Below are 16,033 nucleotides of genomic sequence, written 5' to 3'. Positions count from 1 at the left end.
GCTGATTAAGAGCGGCTGGCACGCAAGCGGCTGATGCCGCTCATGGCCACAACCAGAATCACACCGGCAACGAACCCGCTGACCAGAGTAACCAGCAGCGAGGTACCGGCCGCCGCCAACGGCATCCAGCCGGCTTGCTCCGGCACCCAATGCAGCAACGCATGTTCAATGGCGTGAACCGGTTCAGCCAGAGTCGGCACCCCATGCAGAATAATACCGCCGCCGACCAGAAACATGGCAACGGTCCCCACCAGCGACAGCAGCTTCATCAGCACAGGGGCCAGCATCAGCAGACCGCGTCCAAGCCATTGCCAGATCATCAATGAACGTTGCGCCAGCCAGTAACCGGCGTCATCCAGCTTCACAATGGCTGCCACGATGCCGTAAACACCGAAGGTAAAAGCAACGGCCAGCGCCGAGACCACCATCACTTGTACAGAAAACGCCGCATTCGCCACCGAACCGAGCGTAATCACAATAATTTCTGCCGACAGAATGAAATCCGTGCGCACAGCGCCTTTGATTTTTTCGGCCTCAAACGCCAGCAAATCGTCGTCCGACTGCAGCAACGCCTTTTGCCGGTTGCTGTGCTCATCATCTGCCGAGTGGTGGAACAGGCTGTGGATGATTTTTTCAGCCCCTTCAAAGCACAGATAGGCGCCGCCCAGCATCAACAGCCAGAGTACGGCGTCGGGCATAACTGCGCTGATAATCAGGGCCGCCGGTACCAGAATCAGTTTGTTTTTCAGGCTGCCTTTGGTCACCGCCCACACCACGGGCAACTCGCGTTCGGCGCGAATGCCCGTCACCTGTTGCGCGTTCAGCGCCAGATCATCGCCCAGCACACCTGAGGTTTTCTTGGCCGCGATTTTCGACATCGCCGCCACGTCGTCGAGCACAGTGGCAATATCATCAAGTAGCGCCAGCAAACTACCGAACGCCATATTCATCCCCTGACTTCTGGCTGAAAAAAGAAAGGCATCACATTAGCGCTGCCTTTCGGGTGAGTCCAGAGCCGCTGCCGGGCGACCCCGGCCGGCTCAAAGAACGCAATTCAGCTCATCAGCTCATCAGCGCATGGAGCGCAGTTCAGCGTCTGTGGTTATGCAGGTCTGATTATCGAAGCACAGGGTCAGCGGTAACACCTGCGGCAGCGGCGTGGTCAGGCCGAACAGCATCAGATGCAAACCGCCCGGCTGCAGCGTCACGCTGTCGCCCGCCGTCAGCGGCAAGGCTTGCAGCTGACGCATGCGCATCACGCCGTTGTCGTGGATATGGGTGTGAATTTCAATGGCACTGGCCCAGGGCGCCGTGGCGCTCACCAACTGCACATCCTGATCGCCGGCGTTGGTCAGCGTCAGAAACGCCGCGCTCATATCGCGCCCCGGCATTGGCTCGCGAACATAAGCGCCGGACGCCTGAACATCCGCCAGAACGGAACAGGACACTCCTGCCAGCAGAGAGAAAAAAGCAGAACGGATAATAACAGCGGATTTCATGGCGGCTCCCTATTCAGAATGAACGCCATTTTAATCGCCTGACGGTCAGCAGCCCACTACCGCAACGCGGCTAACGTGCGGCATATTGCCGCGTCAGATCAAGACCATCGTTATTGACGCGATCATCATGCCTGATGACTGCGCCAGTGATGGGCATCCTGCAGCGTGACCATAGGGCGGCAGAAGTAATAGCCGCTTAATCCGTCGACGCCGGTGGCGCTCAGCACCTCGACATCGGCGCCCTCTTCCACCCCTTCACCCAGCACCTGCAGATCCAGATTGTGCGCAATCTGCACCATCGACTGAATAAAGAAACGCCGGTCCTGTGCCGCCGACAGCCCGCGGCTGAAACTGCCGTCGATGCGGATATAGTCCAGCGGCAAGCGCTGCAGATAAGAGAACGCCAGCATACCGGTGCCTACCTGATCGACGCCCAGACCAACACCGTACGGACGCAGCAACATCGCAAGGCGGGCCAGCGCGTGTTCGATACCATTCAGCGCCGGCTCCGGCACTTCCAGCGCAATATGCGCCGCCAGTTCCGGCGCCTCGGAAAACAACGCCTGCAGCTGCTGATGGAATGACTCATCCAGCACGGACGCCGGCGCAATGTTGATGCAATAACGGACATTTTCCAGCGGTGCGGTTTTCGATAACAAACGCAGCACCTGAGCGACAATATTGGCGTCGTAGCGGGCGGTCAGCTGATGTTGCTCGACCATGGGCCAGAAACGCGCTGCCGACATCACCTGCCCCTGCCATTCCAGCCGGCTGAAGACTTCGAACTGTTTCAAATGCCGGTCCTGGTTACTCAGCACCGGCAGAAACAGCAACTCAACCGCGTTGGCCGCCAGCGCTTCCTGCAACAGCTGACGCCATTCACCGGCTGTCCACTCAACACCACCTGCGCTGCTTTCGTACAGACGGGCGGCGCTTTCCGGATAACGCTGAGCCTGACGCAGAGCAGCGTCGGCGCAGCTCAAGGCGTGCACCGGATCACTCTTATTGCCCTGCAAAAAGACGCCGCCCAGATGGAAGACCAAGCCCTGACGCTTGGACAATACGCTGGTCTGCAGCTCGTTGTGCAGCAACTGCAGCATTTCGGAGGCCTGGGTACGGTCGGTCGCCGGTATATACACCGCGAAGTCACTGCCGGAGCGACGACCCGCCAGCGTAACGCCGTAGTCCACCAGCGACTGCTGCAATTCACGCCCGAGCAAGGCCAGCACATCGTCGCCCGCCTGACGGCCATGACGCTGGTTAAAGGCAGCAAATTCCGCCAGTTGCAGCAACACCAGCAGACCGCTGTGCTCGTCGTCACGCATCAGAATATGATCAAGACGTTCATCAAAACCGCGGCGGTTGAGCAGGCCGGTCTGGGTATCGGAGAAGGATTCTTCACGCAGCTTTTCCGTCATGGTCGACTGTTCACTGAAAATGCTCTTCAGCTTCAGTACCATTTTGTTCATCGCCAGCACCATGCGCTGCAGTTCACGCGCACGAGGAATATCCTCCTGCACCTGCCAGTCCTTTTCGCAGATCGCCAGCGCCTGCCGTTCTACCCGGTTAATCGGCCGGAACAGCCAGCCAAGCAACAGGTGCATCACCAGCAACGCACCAAGCAATACCCAGGCAAACCAGATCAACTCGGCCCGCACCATGTTCCACAGATCACGGTAGGCAAAATCCGGGTGGCTGATCACGCGCACAGTGCCCAGCCGCTGCCAGCCACTGGTCACGTCGGCTTCGGCCGGCATCAGGTCAAAACTTACGGAATCACGGAACCACTGCGGCGCCGGCTGGCTGGCCAGCGCTTCACGGCTGCGGCGGTGCAAGGGCGCGCCGGACACTGGTTCCAGCTCGATGCTGGCAAAGAAGCCACGATCAAACAGTACGTCCATCAGGCGTTGCAGCTGCACGTCGTCGTCGGCGGGGACCTGCGACATCGACAGCGCCAGCGAAGTGGCCGCGTCATACGCGCGGGCGTTCAGCTGATTCTGAAAATACTCACGGCCGTTACTGATGGTCAGCAGCAGGTTACCGGCCAGCAGGACCACCACCAGCAGGCTGGTCAGCAGGGAGAATTGTTGTCGCAGCGTCATTGCCATCGTCCTTATAAATCCATGCCGAGTTCATGCATCCGGATACGCAGATCCGTCCACAGGTCGAGTTTGTTCGGGTTACCCATGCGGATGCCCTCGCCTTTCATCCGCTCCAGCCACATGCCGTCACCGTTGAAACTGTACACAGGCGCCAGATCACTGCGGCGGCTGGCCGACTCAATGGTTTTCAGCAAGTTGTCGAGCACCAGCGGCACCGCGTCGGGTGTGGGAAAGTAGGTTAATACCATATGCGCCTGGTTATAGCGTAACGCTTTGACGTAGGTGATCCGCAGCTTCTGCGGTTCTACCCCGAGTTTGATGAGGGAATAGTATTTGGCGATCACGAAGTCTTCACAGTCGCCACCGCGACTGCCCAGCGATTCGTAGGGCGTCGCCCAGTAGTCATCCCGCCCCCAGTGTTTCATATCACTGACAAAGGGCAGGTTCGTGTTGATGAAGTCGTTCACGCCGGCGAGCTTTTGCTCCTCCGGCAGCGGCGCCAGACGGTGCAGCTGTTCGCGCCAGCTGCTCAGCACCCCCGCCGGGGCCTGGCCATATTGTTCGCGCGCTTTGCTGATCACCTGATCGGGCACCCAGTCTTCGGCGCCGGCCAGCAGAGAAATCCCTGTGCCCGAGCCCAGCCACAGCGCGGCCGGCAGAGCCAGAAGAGCAATCAGTGACGCCGGACGCAGATCCATGCAGGTGACAAACCCGGAAGTGAGAGGTGCCCTAAGCATAGACGCTGAAGCAGCAAGTGACTCAGAAACTGCTAAGCTCTAAGCAACGGGTTTTAAAGAACATAATATGAACGAACCTCTGTCGGCCGCCGACCGCCTGCGCCAGCATTTTTCCCACCGGGTAATTAACCAGACCCGGCAGGTTATCGACCTCTGGCGTCAGCTGCCGGAGCGTCAGTGGCAGAACGATCAGCTCAACGATCTGGTGCTGGCCTGCGACAAGCTGGTGAACTTCGCCCAGCGCTTCGATGCCGTGCGCCACGAGAAACTCGGCCGGCAGCTGCTGGCGGTGCTGTCAACCGTTCCCGCCGGCGGTACACCCGACAGCCCACAGCTGGCACGCATCAGCGAAATCATCATTACCTTAAGCCGCACCGCGCTGCGCCACACCGACGAGAACGGTGCCGAGAAACTGATTCCGAGTAAGAAAGCCGTCTATCTGGCGCTGTCGGATACCAGCCATGCGCTGGCAATTGCCGAGCAGATGCAGTACTTCGGCCTGTACCCGGAACTGCAGCGTACACCCCACGATCTGCAGGAATCGCTGGCGTTGCGCCATCCGGCAGCCGCCGTGATCGACCTCGGCTTCGGCGACGGCGGCATTGCCATCGCCGAGGCGCTGCAGGCCAGCCGCGAGAACGTGCTGCCACTGATCTTCACCTATCAGGGCGACGCGCCGCCGCTGTCGGTGCGGCTCGAGACGATGAGAGCCGGCGGGGTCGGCCTGTACGAGCAATCCGATGTGCAGGGCATAATCAGCCACCTCGAACGCCTGCTCGATATAACCCCGGACCCGGCCAGCAAGATTCTGATCGTCGATGACTCCCGAGCCCAGTCGGCTCAGACCGCCGCCGTCCTGAACCGCGCCGGTAAAGTCACCCAGACCTGCAACGACCCGCTGCAGGTGCTGCAGGTGATGAAAGACTTCATGCCCGATCTGGTGCTGATGGACATGTACATGCCCGGCTGTACCGGGGTCGAGCTGGCGCGGGTAATCCGCCAGCAGAAGGAATACATCAATCTGCCCATCATTTATCTGTCCGGCGAGGAAGACCGTGAGCGGCAACTGGCGGCCATGGCCGAAGGCGGCGACGACTTCCTGACCAAGCCCGTCAGCCCGGCGCACCTGCTGACCACCGTCCGTACCCGGGTGAAGCGGGCACGCCAGCTGCAGGATCTGATTGCCCGCGACAGCCTTACCGGTCTGCTCAACCACACCCACGTGCTCGGCGCGCTGAATCAGGCGCTGCAACGTCAGCAGGGCACGCCGGTTACCTTTGTGATGATCGACATCGACCACTTCAAGCAGGTGAACGACCAGTTCGGCCACCCGGTGGGGGATGCGGTGATCCGCAATCTGGCGCTGTTTCTGCGTCAGAACCTGCGCAAAACCGATCCGATCGGCCGCTACGGCGGCGAAGAATTCGCCGTGGTGCTGGTCGATGCCGACGCCGACCAGGCCACCCGCATCATGGACAACATCCGCAATAACTTCGCCCGTCTTAATCACGACGGCAGCGCCCTTCGCGTGACCTTTTCCTGCGGAATTGCCCAGTGTCACGGCCACAGCCTGAGCGAACTGGTGAGCGCCACCGATCAGGCGCTGTACCGGGCCAAACGTAATGGACGTAATCAGGTTCACACTGCGTAACATTCGTCACGCCAGAACGCCGGCAACGCTGGACGCTGCTGGGCTTTTTCGGCAAACTCGCGGGCTTTCAAGGCGGTCTTGCCGCATTCATCTATTCCCACTCAGGATTCACCGGTTATGGCGAGCATTCTGGTATTGCAGGGTCCCAATCTGAACCTGCTGGGTACACGTGAGCCCCATATCTACGGCAGCACCACGCTGGCCGATATCGAAGCGACGCTGGCCCCCCAGGCCAAGGCCGCAGGCTTTGCGCTGGAACAGGTGCAGAGCAATGCCGAGCATGAACTGATTAACCGCATTCATGCCGCCCGTACCGACGGTACGGCCTTTATCCTGATCAATCCGGGTGCTTTCACTCATACCAGCGTCGCCATCCGCGATGCGCTGACCGGTGTCGCCATTCCGTTTATCGAAGTGCACATTTCCAACGTGCACGCGCGCGAGCCGTTCCGCCATCACTCGTATCTGTCGGATGTGGCCGTCGGCGTGATCGCCGGTCTCGGTGTACAGGGCTACGAACTGGCCCTGAGTGCAGCCCTGCGCAAACTCAACGGAGAAAAACACTGATGTCCTGGGTACAGGTACGTTTTCACGCTGGCCGCGACCAGGTAGAAGCCATCGAAAATGCCCTGCTGAGTACAGGCGCCCTGTCGGTCACCCTGCAGGACGACGCCGATCAGCCGATTCTGGAACCGGAACTGGGCACCACGCCGATCTGGGATAACACTCAGGTCATTGGTCTGTTCGATGCCAACCAGAATACCGACGAGCTGCTGGCCGATATCCGTCTGAATTTTGCTGCCGAAGGTGGCACCGAGCTGCCGTCATTCAAGACCGAACTGGTCGAAGACAAAGACTGGGTCCGCGCCTGGATGGACGACTATCACCCGATGCAGTTCGGGGATCGTCTGTGGGTTTGCCCGAGCTGGCGCGAACCTCCGCAGAAAGACGCGGTCAATCTGATGCTCGATCCGGGTCTGGCCTTCGGCACCGGTACGCACCCGACCACGGCCCTGTGTCTGAAGTATCTGGACAAAGCCGTGGAAGGCAACGAACTGGTGGTGGATTACGGCTGCGGTTCCGGCATTCTGGGCATTGCCGCCCTGCTGCTGGGTTCACGTCACATGATCGGTGTGGACATCGACCCGCAGGCGCTGACCGCGACCCGCGACAACGCCGGTCGTAACGGTATTGCCGACGACCGCTACGAAATTTACCTGCCGGAAGATACGCCGGCGGTACAGGCCGACCTGACCGTCGCCAACATTCTGGCCGGCCCGCTGGTGTCGCTGGGCGATCATATTGCCTCGCTGACCCGCAGTGGCGGCAAACTGGCACTGTCCGGATTACTCGCTGAACAGGCAGACGAAGTGTCTGCCTGCTACAGCCAGTGGTTCGAGATGAATCCACCGGTACAACAGGGAGACTGGGTCGTACTGACCGGAGTTAAACGCTGAGGAAACGATGACATGGCTGTTCATGTAACCCGCTGCCCCCATTGCCAGACCAGCTTTCGCGTACGCGACGAGCATCTGAGCGTTGCCAAAGGACTGGTGCGCTGTGGCTCTTGCCTGCAGGTATTCAAGGCGGCCGACTATTTTGTCGACGAACAGCCCAAGGCCACGGCCAAACCGCACAGCGTTCTCAAAGGTCCGTCGAAGCCCATCATCACGCCGAAACCAAAACCGGCACCGGTCAGCAAACCGAAAGTCACCGATGACGACGATGTGGGTTTGATTCACGACGACATGGACGACGATCCGATTCCGGACAAACTGGTCGACGACCCGTTCGTGGATTTCAACCTGCGCGCGCCCGACAGCAAACCGCGTCCGGCGCCGCGCATGGAGCTGGAACTGGATGAGTCGGTGTTCAGCATCCGCAATGCCAGCACTCACTCTCTGGATTTTGTTGATCCGGACAGCGATGACGAAGAAGGCAAAGCCCACGACGATGACGAGTCCTGGGCCAATGCGTTGCTGGACGAGGACGACGAATCCGGTGAAGTCAAAGTCAGCACCAGCAAACTCAAACTGAGCGACACCTCGGATTTCAACTTCGACCTGCCACCGCCGGAAGACGACGATTTCCGTGGCTTTATCGACGATGAAGACGAAGACCCGAGCGAACGTCCGCGCAACGACAGCTTCACCTTAGGCGGCGAAAGTCTGCTCGAAACCGAAGAACTGGAAATCACCCTGCCACCGCAGTCGGTGTCGCGCCTGCAGGACGAACCCCTGCGGCTGGTCAAACGCGCCCGCGAAAGCAATTTCCCGTGGGGCTGGTTCTCGGCATCCGTGGTGATGCTGCTGATTGCCGGCGCCCAGACCCTGTACTTCCATTTTGATGAATGGGCCCGCTCGCCGGGCTGGCGTCCCTGGTATGCGAAGATCTGCGACATCAGTGGCTGCCAGCTGCCGCGCATTCAGAACATCCGCGAAATGTCGACCCAGCATCTGGTGGTTCGTCCGCATCCGGAGCTGCAACGCGCTCTGGTGGTCGACACCCTGCTGCTGAACAAGGCCGGCTACGAACAGCCATTCCCGGATCTGACGCTGGTGTTCCGCGACCTGAATGACAACATAGTCGCCAGCCGCCGCTTTAAACCGGCGCAGTATTTGTCGGGTGAACTGGCAGGCCAGACGGAAATGCCGGTGCAGACGCCGGTGCACATTGCGCTGGAAGTCGTCGATCCCGGCCCGGAAGCGGTGAGTTACGCCATCGCTCTGGAAAGCAATCAATAACCGCCAACGGATGCCCGATTGCGGCATCCGTTTTCGTTGACCAACCCTGTGTAAATCACCCCATCGTCCGCACAACCGGACAATCAGCCCGTTTACTGACGCTGAAATTCGCCGGCCTCTGGTAATGCGCCTGTCAGTCGCTCAGTCAAGCCCAAAAATGCACAGAAAAAGAGCGCGTCCCCCTTTATTCAGGAGGGGGTTATGAGTATTATACCGCCACTTTTTTCAGCACATTTTTTAACCAGTTTCTCATGCCATCAATCGGGCCTTACACACTACCCAATCCTGTAGTTCTGGCACCGATGGCAGGGGTCACCGACCGTCCGTTCCGGCAACTCTGCCGCAAACTGGGTGCCGGTCTGGTGGTGGGCGAAATGGTGTCATCCAGTCCGGATGTGCGTCATACGCGCAAATCGCAGTGGCGTATGGATCACGAAGGCGAGCCTGAACCCATTGCGGTACAGATTGTTGGCGGTGATCCCGAGATCATGGCCGCGGCCGCGATTTTTAATGTGCAGCACGGCGCCCAGATTATCGACATCAACATGGGCTGCCCGGCCAAGAAGGTCTGCAACAAGGCTGCAGGCTCGGCATTACTGAAAGATGAAGGCCTGGTGAAGGATATTTTACAGGCCGTGGTCGGCGCGGTGGACGTTCCGGTGTCCCTGAAAATCCGCACCGGCTGGGATCCGGATAACCGCAACGGCGTGCGCATTGCCCGCATCGCCGAAGAAGCCGGCATCGTGTCGCTGGCCGTTCATGGCCGCACCCGAGCCTGTGGCTACCGCAATACCGTTGAATACGACACCATCCGCGACATCAAACAGTCCGTGGGTCTTCCGGTATTTGCCAACGGTGACATCACCAGCGCCGCCAAAGCCGCCGAGGTGATGAAGCACACAGGCGCCGACGGCGTGCTGATTGGCCGCGCCGCACAGGGGCAGCCCTGGATTTTCCGCGAGGTAGCACACTACCTGGCCACCGGTGAGGAACTGCCGCCCCCGGACCTGCACGAGATCGAGCGCATTCTGCTCGAGCATCTCGTCGAACTGTATCGCTTTTATGGCGACTTCATGGGCGCCCGAATCGCCCGCAAACATGTCGGCTGGTACCTGCATCACCAGCAGGACGACAGTGATTTCCGCAGCCGGTTTAACCGGCTGGACAGCACGGCTGACCAACTGCAGGCCGTGCAGCAATGGTTTAAGGACATGATACGGAAGAAGGAATTGGCAGCATGAACACCGATGTAATGAACCGCGAAGTAATTGAAAGGATGGTTGAGACAGTGACCAACTCAGCAGACATGCAGCAACATCTGCGCGCTCCATCAGAGCCAACTCAAACCCTGCGCGACAGCGTGGAAAAGGCTCTGCAGAACTATTTCGACCAGCTTGAAGGTCAGTCCGTTGTCGATCTGTACAACATGGTACTGTCCGAAGTAGAAGCCCCGCTTCTGGAAACGGTAATGAAGTACACCCGCGACAACCAGACCAAAGCGTCTGTTGTCCTCGGCCTCAACCGCGGCACGCTGCGTAAGAAGCTGAAACAGTACGGTATGCTGTAAGCAATTTTGATTTCATGAGCGGCTACGTGCCGCTTTTTTCTTTTTATTGACTACTGAAAACCTGACCATATGAGCAACTTCATCCCAGCCAACGAGATCCCAGCCGACATCACCCCGGTTCGCCGTGCCCTGATCAGTGTGTCGGACAAAACCGGTATCGTGGAATTCGCCCAGGCTCTGCACGCCGCCGGCGTTGAGATTCTGTCCACTGGCGGTACTTATAAACTGCTGATCGACAGCCAGATTCCGGCCATTGAAGTGTCCGACTACACCGGCTTCCCAGAGATGATGGACGGCCGCGTAAAAACCCTGCACCCAAAAATTCACGGTGGTGTTCTGGGCCGTCGCGGTCAGGACGATGCAGTCATGCAGGAACACGGCATCAACCCGATCGATCTGGTGGTGGTCAACCTGTACCCGTTCGCAGCGACCGTTGCCAAACCCGACTGTCACCTGCCGCTGGCCATTGAAAACATCGACATCGGTGGCCCGACCATGGTGCGTTCTGCCGCCAAAAACCACGCCTACGTGGGCATTGTGGTGAACACCGCCGACTACGCTCTGGTACTGAACGACCTTAAAGCGCACAACGGTCTGAGCTACAAAACCCGTTTCAATCTGGCGCTGAAAGCCTTCGAACACACCTCTGCGTACGATGGCATGATCGCCAACTACCTGGGCACCATTGATCAGTCTGCTGAGACCCTGAGCACCGACAACCGTCTGGCCTTCCCGCAGACCTTCAACAGCCAGTTCATCAAAGCGCAGGACATGCGTTACGGTGAAAACCCGCATCAGAACGCCGCGTTCTATGTGGAAGCCAATCCGCAGGAAGCGTCTATTGCCACCGCCAAACAGCTGCAGGGCAAAGAACTGTCATACAACAACGTGGCCGACACCGACGCGGCGCTGGAGTGCGTGAAATCCTTCGTGAAGCCCGCTTGTGTGATCGTGAAACACGCGAACCCATGCGGCGTTTCCGTGGTTCCGGAAGAAGACGGCGGCATCCGCAAAGCCTATGACCTGGCCTACGCCACCGACAGCGAATCCGCCTTCGGCGGCATCATCGCCTTCAACCGTGAGCTGGACGCCGACACCGCCAAAGCCATCGTTGACCGTCAGTTTGTTGAAGTGATCATCGCCCCGAAAGTGAGCGCCGAAGCCGCCGAAGTGGTTGCTGCCAAGCAGAACGTACGTCTGCTGGAATGCGGCCAGTGGCCAGCCGAGCGCAGCGCGGGTTTCGACTACAAGCGTGTGAACGGCGGTCTGCTGGTGCAGGACCGTGACAACGGCATGATCACCACCGACGACCTGAAAGTCGTGACCAAACGCGCTCCGACTGAAGCCGAACTGCACGACCTGATCTTCGCCTGGAAAGTGGCCAAGTTCGTGAAATCCAACGCCATTGTGTACGCCAAAAACCGTCAGACCGTGGGCGTAGGCGCCGGTCAGATGAGCCGCGTCAACTCCGCGCGTATCGCTGCCATTAAAGCCGAACACGCCGGTCTGGCCGTAGAAGGTGCGGTGATGGCGTCTGACGCTTTCTTCCCGTTCCGCGATGGTATCGACAACGCTGCGAAAAATGGCATTAAAGCCATTATTCAGCCGGGCGGTTCGATCCGTGATGAAGAAGTGATTGCCGCTGCCGACGAAGCCGGAATCGCGATGGTGTTTACCGGGATGCGTCACTTCCGCCACTAAGTTGGTTGAAAGCTATTGCGCTCGCTGTAGCGGCGTTATTTTTTGCTTCGGGATGCTCATGTAGGCCAACTACACTGCGCTCCCTCAGCAAAAAATGCCTTGCTACAGCGTCGCTCATAACGCTTTCTGACGTGGAAGCGACCCTCCGGTGCGCTGATTTCGGAAAAATATAAATTAAGTACTGTCGGGCTATTCATTTCGGCCTGGCCAGAACCGGGAGATTAAATTCGTCAGAACAAGGCATAAATTGAGGAAAAAGCGGAGCTTAGCGGGCTAAGTGAGCATTTTGACGAAATTTATAACGCCGTACTGGCGGATTTAGGACCCGGCAACAGGAAACGTTAACTATGAAAATCTTAGTCATTGGTTCTGGTGGTCGTGAGCATGCGTTGGCCTGGAAGGCTCTGCAATCGCCGCTGGTTGAGAAAGTATTCGTTGCTCCCGGCAACGCCGGCACCGCCATTGAAGACGGTCTGGAAAACGTTGCCATCGATGTGATGGATTTCGACGCGCTGCAAAAGTTCGCTGAAGACAACGCCATCGGCCTGACCATCGTCGGCCCTGAAGCCCCTCTGGTTGGCGGCATCGTTAACCAGTTTGAAGCCGCCGGTCTGAAAATTTTCGGCCCACGCAAAGGCGCTGCTCAACTGGAAGGCTCCAAAGCCTTCACCAAAGATTTCCTCGCCCGTCACAAAATCCCGACCGCGGATTACCAGAACTTCACCGAAGTTGAGCCGGCGCTGGCGTACCTGCGTGAAAAAGGCGCTCCGATCGTGGTGAAAGCTGACGGTCTTGCCGCCGGTAAAGGCGTGATTGTGGCCGAAACCCTGGAGCAAGCCGAAGACGCCGTGAAAGACATGCTGTCCGGTAACGCCTTCGGTGATGCTGGCTGTCGCGTGGTGATCGAAGAATTCCTCGCCGGCGAAGAAGCCTCGTTCATCGTGATGGTGGATGGCAAAAACGTGCTGCCAATGGCCACCAGTCAGGATCACAAACGTGTCGGCGACAAAGATACCGGTCCGAATACCGGCGGTATGGGTGCCTATTCTCCAGCGCCTGTCGTCACTCAGGAAATTCACGACCGCGTGATGCGCGAAGTGATTTACCCGACCGTGAACGGTATGGCAGCTGAAGGCAACGATTACACCGGTTTCCTGTATGCCGGCCTGATGATCGATGCGTCTGGCGCGCCGAAAGTGATCGAATACAACTGCCGCTTTGGTGACCCAGAAACCCAGCCAATCATGCTGCGCATGCAGTCGGATATGGTGGCCCACTGTCTGGCGGCGCTGGAAGGCAAACTCGACACTGAAACCGCCCAGTGGGACCCACGCGCCTCTTTGGGCGTGGTACTGGCCGCTGCCGGTTACCCGAACGATTACCCGAAAGGCGACGTGATCAGCCTGCCGGAAAGCGACGGCGCTGACCGCAAAGTGTTCCACGCCGGCACCAAGCTGAACGCCGACGGCCTGCCAGTCACCGCCGGTGGCCGCGTGCTGTGTGCGACGGCACTGGGCAACAGCGTCAGCGAAGCTCAGGCTCAGGCCTACGATCTGATCAAAGGCATCAGCTGGAAAGGCATGTTCTGCCGCTCCGATATCGGTTATCGTGCCATTGCCCGAGAAAACGGCGATAACTGATACGCTACAAAGCTGAGTGTTGGAGACAGGGATGATGAAGTACCGGGGATTCTGGTGTGTGCTGGTCAGCTGGCTGTTAATCAGCTTTCCGGTTCAGGCAAACAACCCGGTTCTCCTGCCCAACGCCAGTTTTGATTATTCCATCACGCCCTACGTCGCTGTGCTGGAAGACCCCACGGGTCAGCTGGACATCACCACCATGCTGACCCGCGAACAACAGCTGCGCTTTACCCCGAGCCACGCCCGTTCGCTCAAATTCGGTATGACCGATTCCGCCTACTGGCTGCGCTTCAGCCTGACCAACCCCTACGCCCGCGAGCGTCAGGTGGTGGTGACCCTGTCCGGTAACGATCTGGACGACATCGAGTTTTACGACATTTCCGCCGGCGACAATTACGAGCACATCCGCGCCGACGACGTGGCCCGCAGCCTGCGCGGCAGCTTTCTGCAGGCCCATCCGATTGAACTGCGTATTCCGCAACAAAGTACCCGCAGCTTTTTAATCCGTGTGCACTCCGCCGGTCTGTTCAGCACCCAAGTGCGCCTGATGAGCATGGACCGCTTCGTCGCCAACGAGCAGGAAGTCTTTACCCTGCAGGGCCTTGGCATCGGCTGGGTGCTGGCGACACTGGCCTGGTTCGGATTTATCTTCCGCCGCCGCCATCATGGCTTCGCGCTGATGAGCGCCGGCTACTGTCTGTCGGTATCCCTTTATCAGCCGACCTGGATGGGGCTGTACCCGCTGGTGTTTAACCTGCCGGCGCTGGAAGTGAGCGCGCTGGGCGAGATTGCACTGGCGGCCTCCACCACCTTTCAGATGCTGGCCACGCTCATGCTTGGCTGGCATGGCCAGAGTACACGCACCGTCCGCTACGGCCTCATGGCACTGGCCACCCTGCCGGTTCCGGTCGCTCTGGCCGGTCTGTGGCTGTTGCCGCACGCCGCTCTGCTGGTCGTGGCGCTGATGATTACCGCCGCCCAGTTCGCCGGTACCGCGCTGCTGATCAGCGGCCGTTCGTCGTATCCGCGTGCGCGCCGCTGGCTGATTCTGGGCCAGCTGATCACCGGCTTCGGCGTTCTGGTCGCCATCCTGACCACCTATAACCTGCTGTCGATGGACCTGTTCACCGACTGGGCACCCATGCTGCTGCCGTTTGTGGTGATCGCCAGTCTGGTGCTGGCGCAGATGGATATCATCCGCCCGCAACAGGGCATGGAACAGCGCACCAGTAGTGGCCGCAGTCTGAGTCCGGCGGTGCTGTCGCAGATCAGCCACGAACTGCGCACGCCCATCAACGGCGTGATCGGCATGAACGAACTGCTGAGCGATACGCCCCTGAGCGCGGCGCAGCGCGATTTCTCGGAAACCATCGCGCTGGCCGGCCGCGACCTGCTCCACGTGGCGAATGAAATTTCGGATCTGGCGCGCATCCAGAACCGCACACTGGAGCTGGAACTGCGGCCGTTCCGCCTGTCGGCCCTGCTCAACGATGTGATGGCGCACTTCCAGCAGGAAGCCATCCGTAAACAGGTCGAGCTGGTGATCGACATCGCCGAGAGTCTGCCGGAGCAGTACCACGGTGACATCAACCGTCTGCAAACCCTGTTGCACAACCTGATTGACCACTCGCTGGCTTACACAGAGTACGGCGAAATGACGCTGCAGGCCGGCAGCTACCGCACCGAAGCGGCCAGCGGCGTGCGTCTGCAACTGCAATTGAGCAACACCATGGTGAAGCAGGACGAGCTGAAGCAGGCCTTCAATATTCTGCAATACCGCCAGCCGCTGCCTGAGCATCCTGACCGCGAAGCCTGGAACCTGATGGTGACCCGCCATCTGATGGAAAAAATGAACGCCACGCTGGCTGTGGAGAGCATGACAGGCCACGGCGCGTCACTGACGTTATGCCTGCCGCTTTCAGCCGCCGAAGGCACGCCGGCGGAGCGTGTGGATGAAAGCCTGATCGGTCTGCGCATTCTGATCGTCGACGACAACGCGTCACTGCGTACCGTACTGGAGAAACAGGTGCGGCGCTGGGGTATGCGCCCGGATTCCACCTACAGCGGTAAAGAAGCGCTGGCCATGCTGCGCAATCAGATCACGCTTGGCCAGCCGTATGATGTGATCATCATCGACCACGACATGCCGGTGATGAATGGCCTGCAATTGGCCGAACGTATCCAGCAGGATAAAGACATCGTCCAGAAACCGGCGCGGCTGATGCTCACCGGTCTTAACATCGGTGCGGTGCGCGACGACGCACTGGCCGCCGGCATTCAGCAGCTGCTGGCCAAACCGGCCAGCGGTGAACGCCTGCGTCAGGCCCTGCAGGAACTGCGCTACCGCCGCCCGAAAACCACCGAATCGGTTTAATTCTGCCGCCGGTTGCGG

At 59.2% G+C, this 16,033-nt stretch carries 13 protein-coding genes; 9 read left to right on the top strand and 4 right to left on the bottom strand.

Annotated features, from left to right (window positions below):
• Nucleotides 1-5: 5 nt before the first annotated feature.
• From ACQUQU_RS02645 to ACQUQU_RS02630, 4 genes are all read right to left on the bottom strand, one after another.
• The gene (locus ACQUQU_RS02645; RefSeq protein WP_430461699.1) at nt 6-944 is read right to left on the bottom strand and encodes a DUF808 domain-containing protein; all 939 of its coding nucleotides are present in this window, start codon (nt 942-944) and stop codon (nt 6-8) included.
• A gap of 126 nt (nt 945-1,070) precedes the next feature.
• Nucleotides 1,071-1,499, bottom strand: coding sequence for a copper chaperone PCu(A)C (locus ACQUQU_RS02640; protein WP_430461698.1), 429 nt, complete (start codon nt 1,497-1,499; stop codon nt 1,071-1,073).
• A 125-nt stretch (nt 1,500-1,624) separates the two neighbouring features.
• A complete protein-coding gene (locus ACQUQU_RS02635; protein ID WP_430461697.1) occupies nt 1,625-3,601 on the bottom strand; it encodes a bifunctional diguanylate cyclase/phosphodiesterase in 1,977 nt (658 codons plus the stop codon).
• Between the two features lie 11 nt (nt 3,602-3,612).
• Nucleotides 3,613-4,299, bottom strand: coding sequence for a transglutaminase-like cysteine peptidase (locus ACQUQU_RS02630; protein WP_430461696.1), 687 nt, complete (start codon nt 4,297-4,299; stop codon nt 3,613-3,615).
• 106 nt (nt 4,300-4,405) lie between these two features.
• Here ACQUQU_RS02630 and ACQUQU_RS02625 point away from each other — a divergent pair, with 106 nt between their 5' ends.
• The 9 genes from ACQUQU_RS02625 (at nt 4,406) to ACQUQU_RS02585 (ending at nt 16,015) form a co-directional block, all read left to right on the top strand.
• Complete coding sequence (locus tag ACQUQU_RS02625; protein WP_430461695.1) at nt 4,406-5,989, top strand: GGDEF domain-containing response regulator; 1,584 nt, start codon at nt 4,406-4,408, stop codon at nt 5,987-5,989.
• A gap of 117 nt (nt 5,990-6,106) precedes the next feature.
• On the top strand, nt 6,107-6,556 hold the full coding sequence (gene aroQ / locus ACQUQU_RS02620) for a type II 3-dehydroquinate dehydratase (protein WP_430461694.1): 450 nt from the start codon (nt 6,107-6,109) through the stop codon (nt 6,554-6,556).
• Nucleotides 6,556-7,446 carry a 50S ribosomal protein L11 methyltransferase gene (prmA, locus tag ACQUQU_RS02615; protein WP_430461693.1) on the top strand — a complete coding sequence of 297 codons (891 nt, stop codon included), beginning with the start codon at nt 6,556-6,558 and terminating at the stop codon, nt 7,444-7,446. The genes aroQ and prmA overlap by 1 nt, the downstream gene beginning before the upstream one ends.
• A 12-nt stretch (nt 7,447-7,458) precedes the next feature.
• Nucleotides 7,459-8,733 (top strand): DUF3426 domain-containing protein, encoded by a 1,275-nt coding sequence (locus tag ACQUQU_RS02610; RefSeq protein ID WP_430461692.1) that lies wholly within the window; start codon nt 7,459-7,461, stop codon nt 8,731-8,733.
• A gap of 251 nt (nt 8,734-8,984) precedes the next feature.
• Complete coding sequence (gene dusB, locus ACQUQU_RS02605) at nt 8,985-9,974, top strand: tRNA dihydrouridine synthase DusB (RefSeq protein ID WP_430461691.1); 990 nt, start codon at nt 8,985-8,987, stop codon at nt 9,972-9,974.
• A 65-nt stretch (nt 9,975-10,039) separates the two neighbouring features.
• Entirely contained in the window at nt 10,040-10,300 is a 261-nt protein-coding gene (gene fis, locus ACQUQU_RS02600; RefSeq protein WP_430463007.1) for a DNA-binding transcriptional regulator Fis, read from the top strand.
• Between the two features lie 69 nt (nt 10,301-10,369).
• Nucleotides 10,370-12,001 carry a bifunctional phosphoribosylaminoimidazolecarboxamide formyltransferase/IMP cyclohydrolase gene (gene purH / locus ACQUQU_RS02595; protein ID WP_430461690.1) on the top strand — a complete coding sequence of 544 codons (1,632 nt, stop codon included), beginning with the start codon at nt 10,370-10,372 and terminating at the stop codon, nt 11,999-12,001.
• 347 nt (nt 12,002-12,348) lie between these two features.
• Nucleotides 12,349-13,641 (top strand): phosphoribosylamine--glycine ligase, encoded by a 1,293-nt coding sequence (gene purD, locus ACQUQU_RS02590; RefSeq protein WP_430461689.1) that lies wholly within the window; start codon nt 12,349-12,351, stop codon nt 13,639-13,641.
• Nucleotides 13,642-13,672: 31 nt separating this feature from the next.
• The gene (locus ACQUQU_RS02585; protein WP_430461688.1) at nt 13,673-16,015 is read left to right on the top strand and encodes a 7TM-DISM domain-containing protein; all 2,343 of its coding nucleotides are present in this window, start codon (nt 13,673-13,675) and stop codon (nt 16,013-16,015) included.
• The last annotated feature ends 18 nt before the right edge of the window (nt 16,016-16,033 follow it).

Origin of the sequence: Thalassolituus sp. LLYu03, assembly GCF_050507655.1 — a bacterium.
In the GTDB taxonomy this organism is placed as follows: domain Bacteria; phylum Pseudomonadota; class Gammaproteobacteria; order Pseudomonadales; family Oceanobacteraceae; genus Venatoribacter.
The sequence above is the reverse complement of the archived record's forward strand: the minus strand, read 5'-3'. Positions and strand labels throughout refer to the sequence as shown.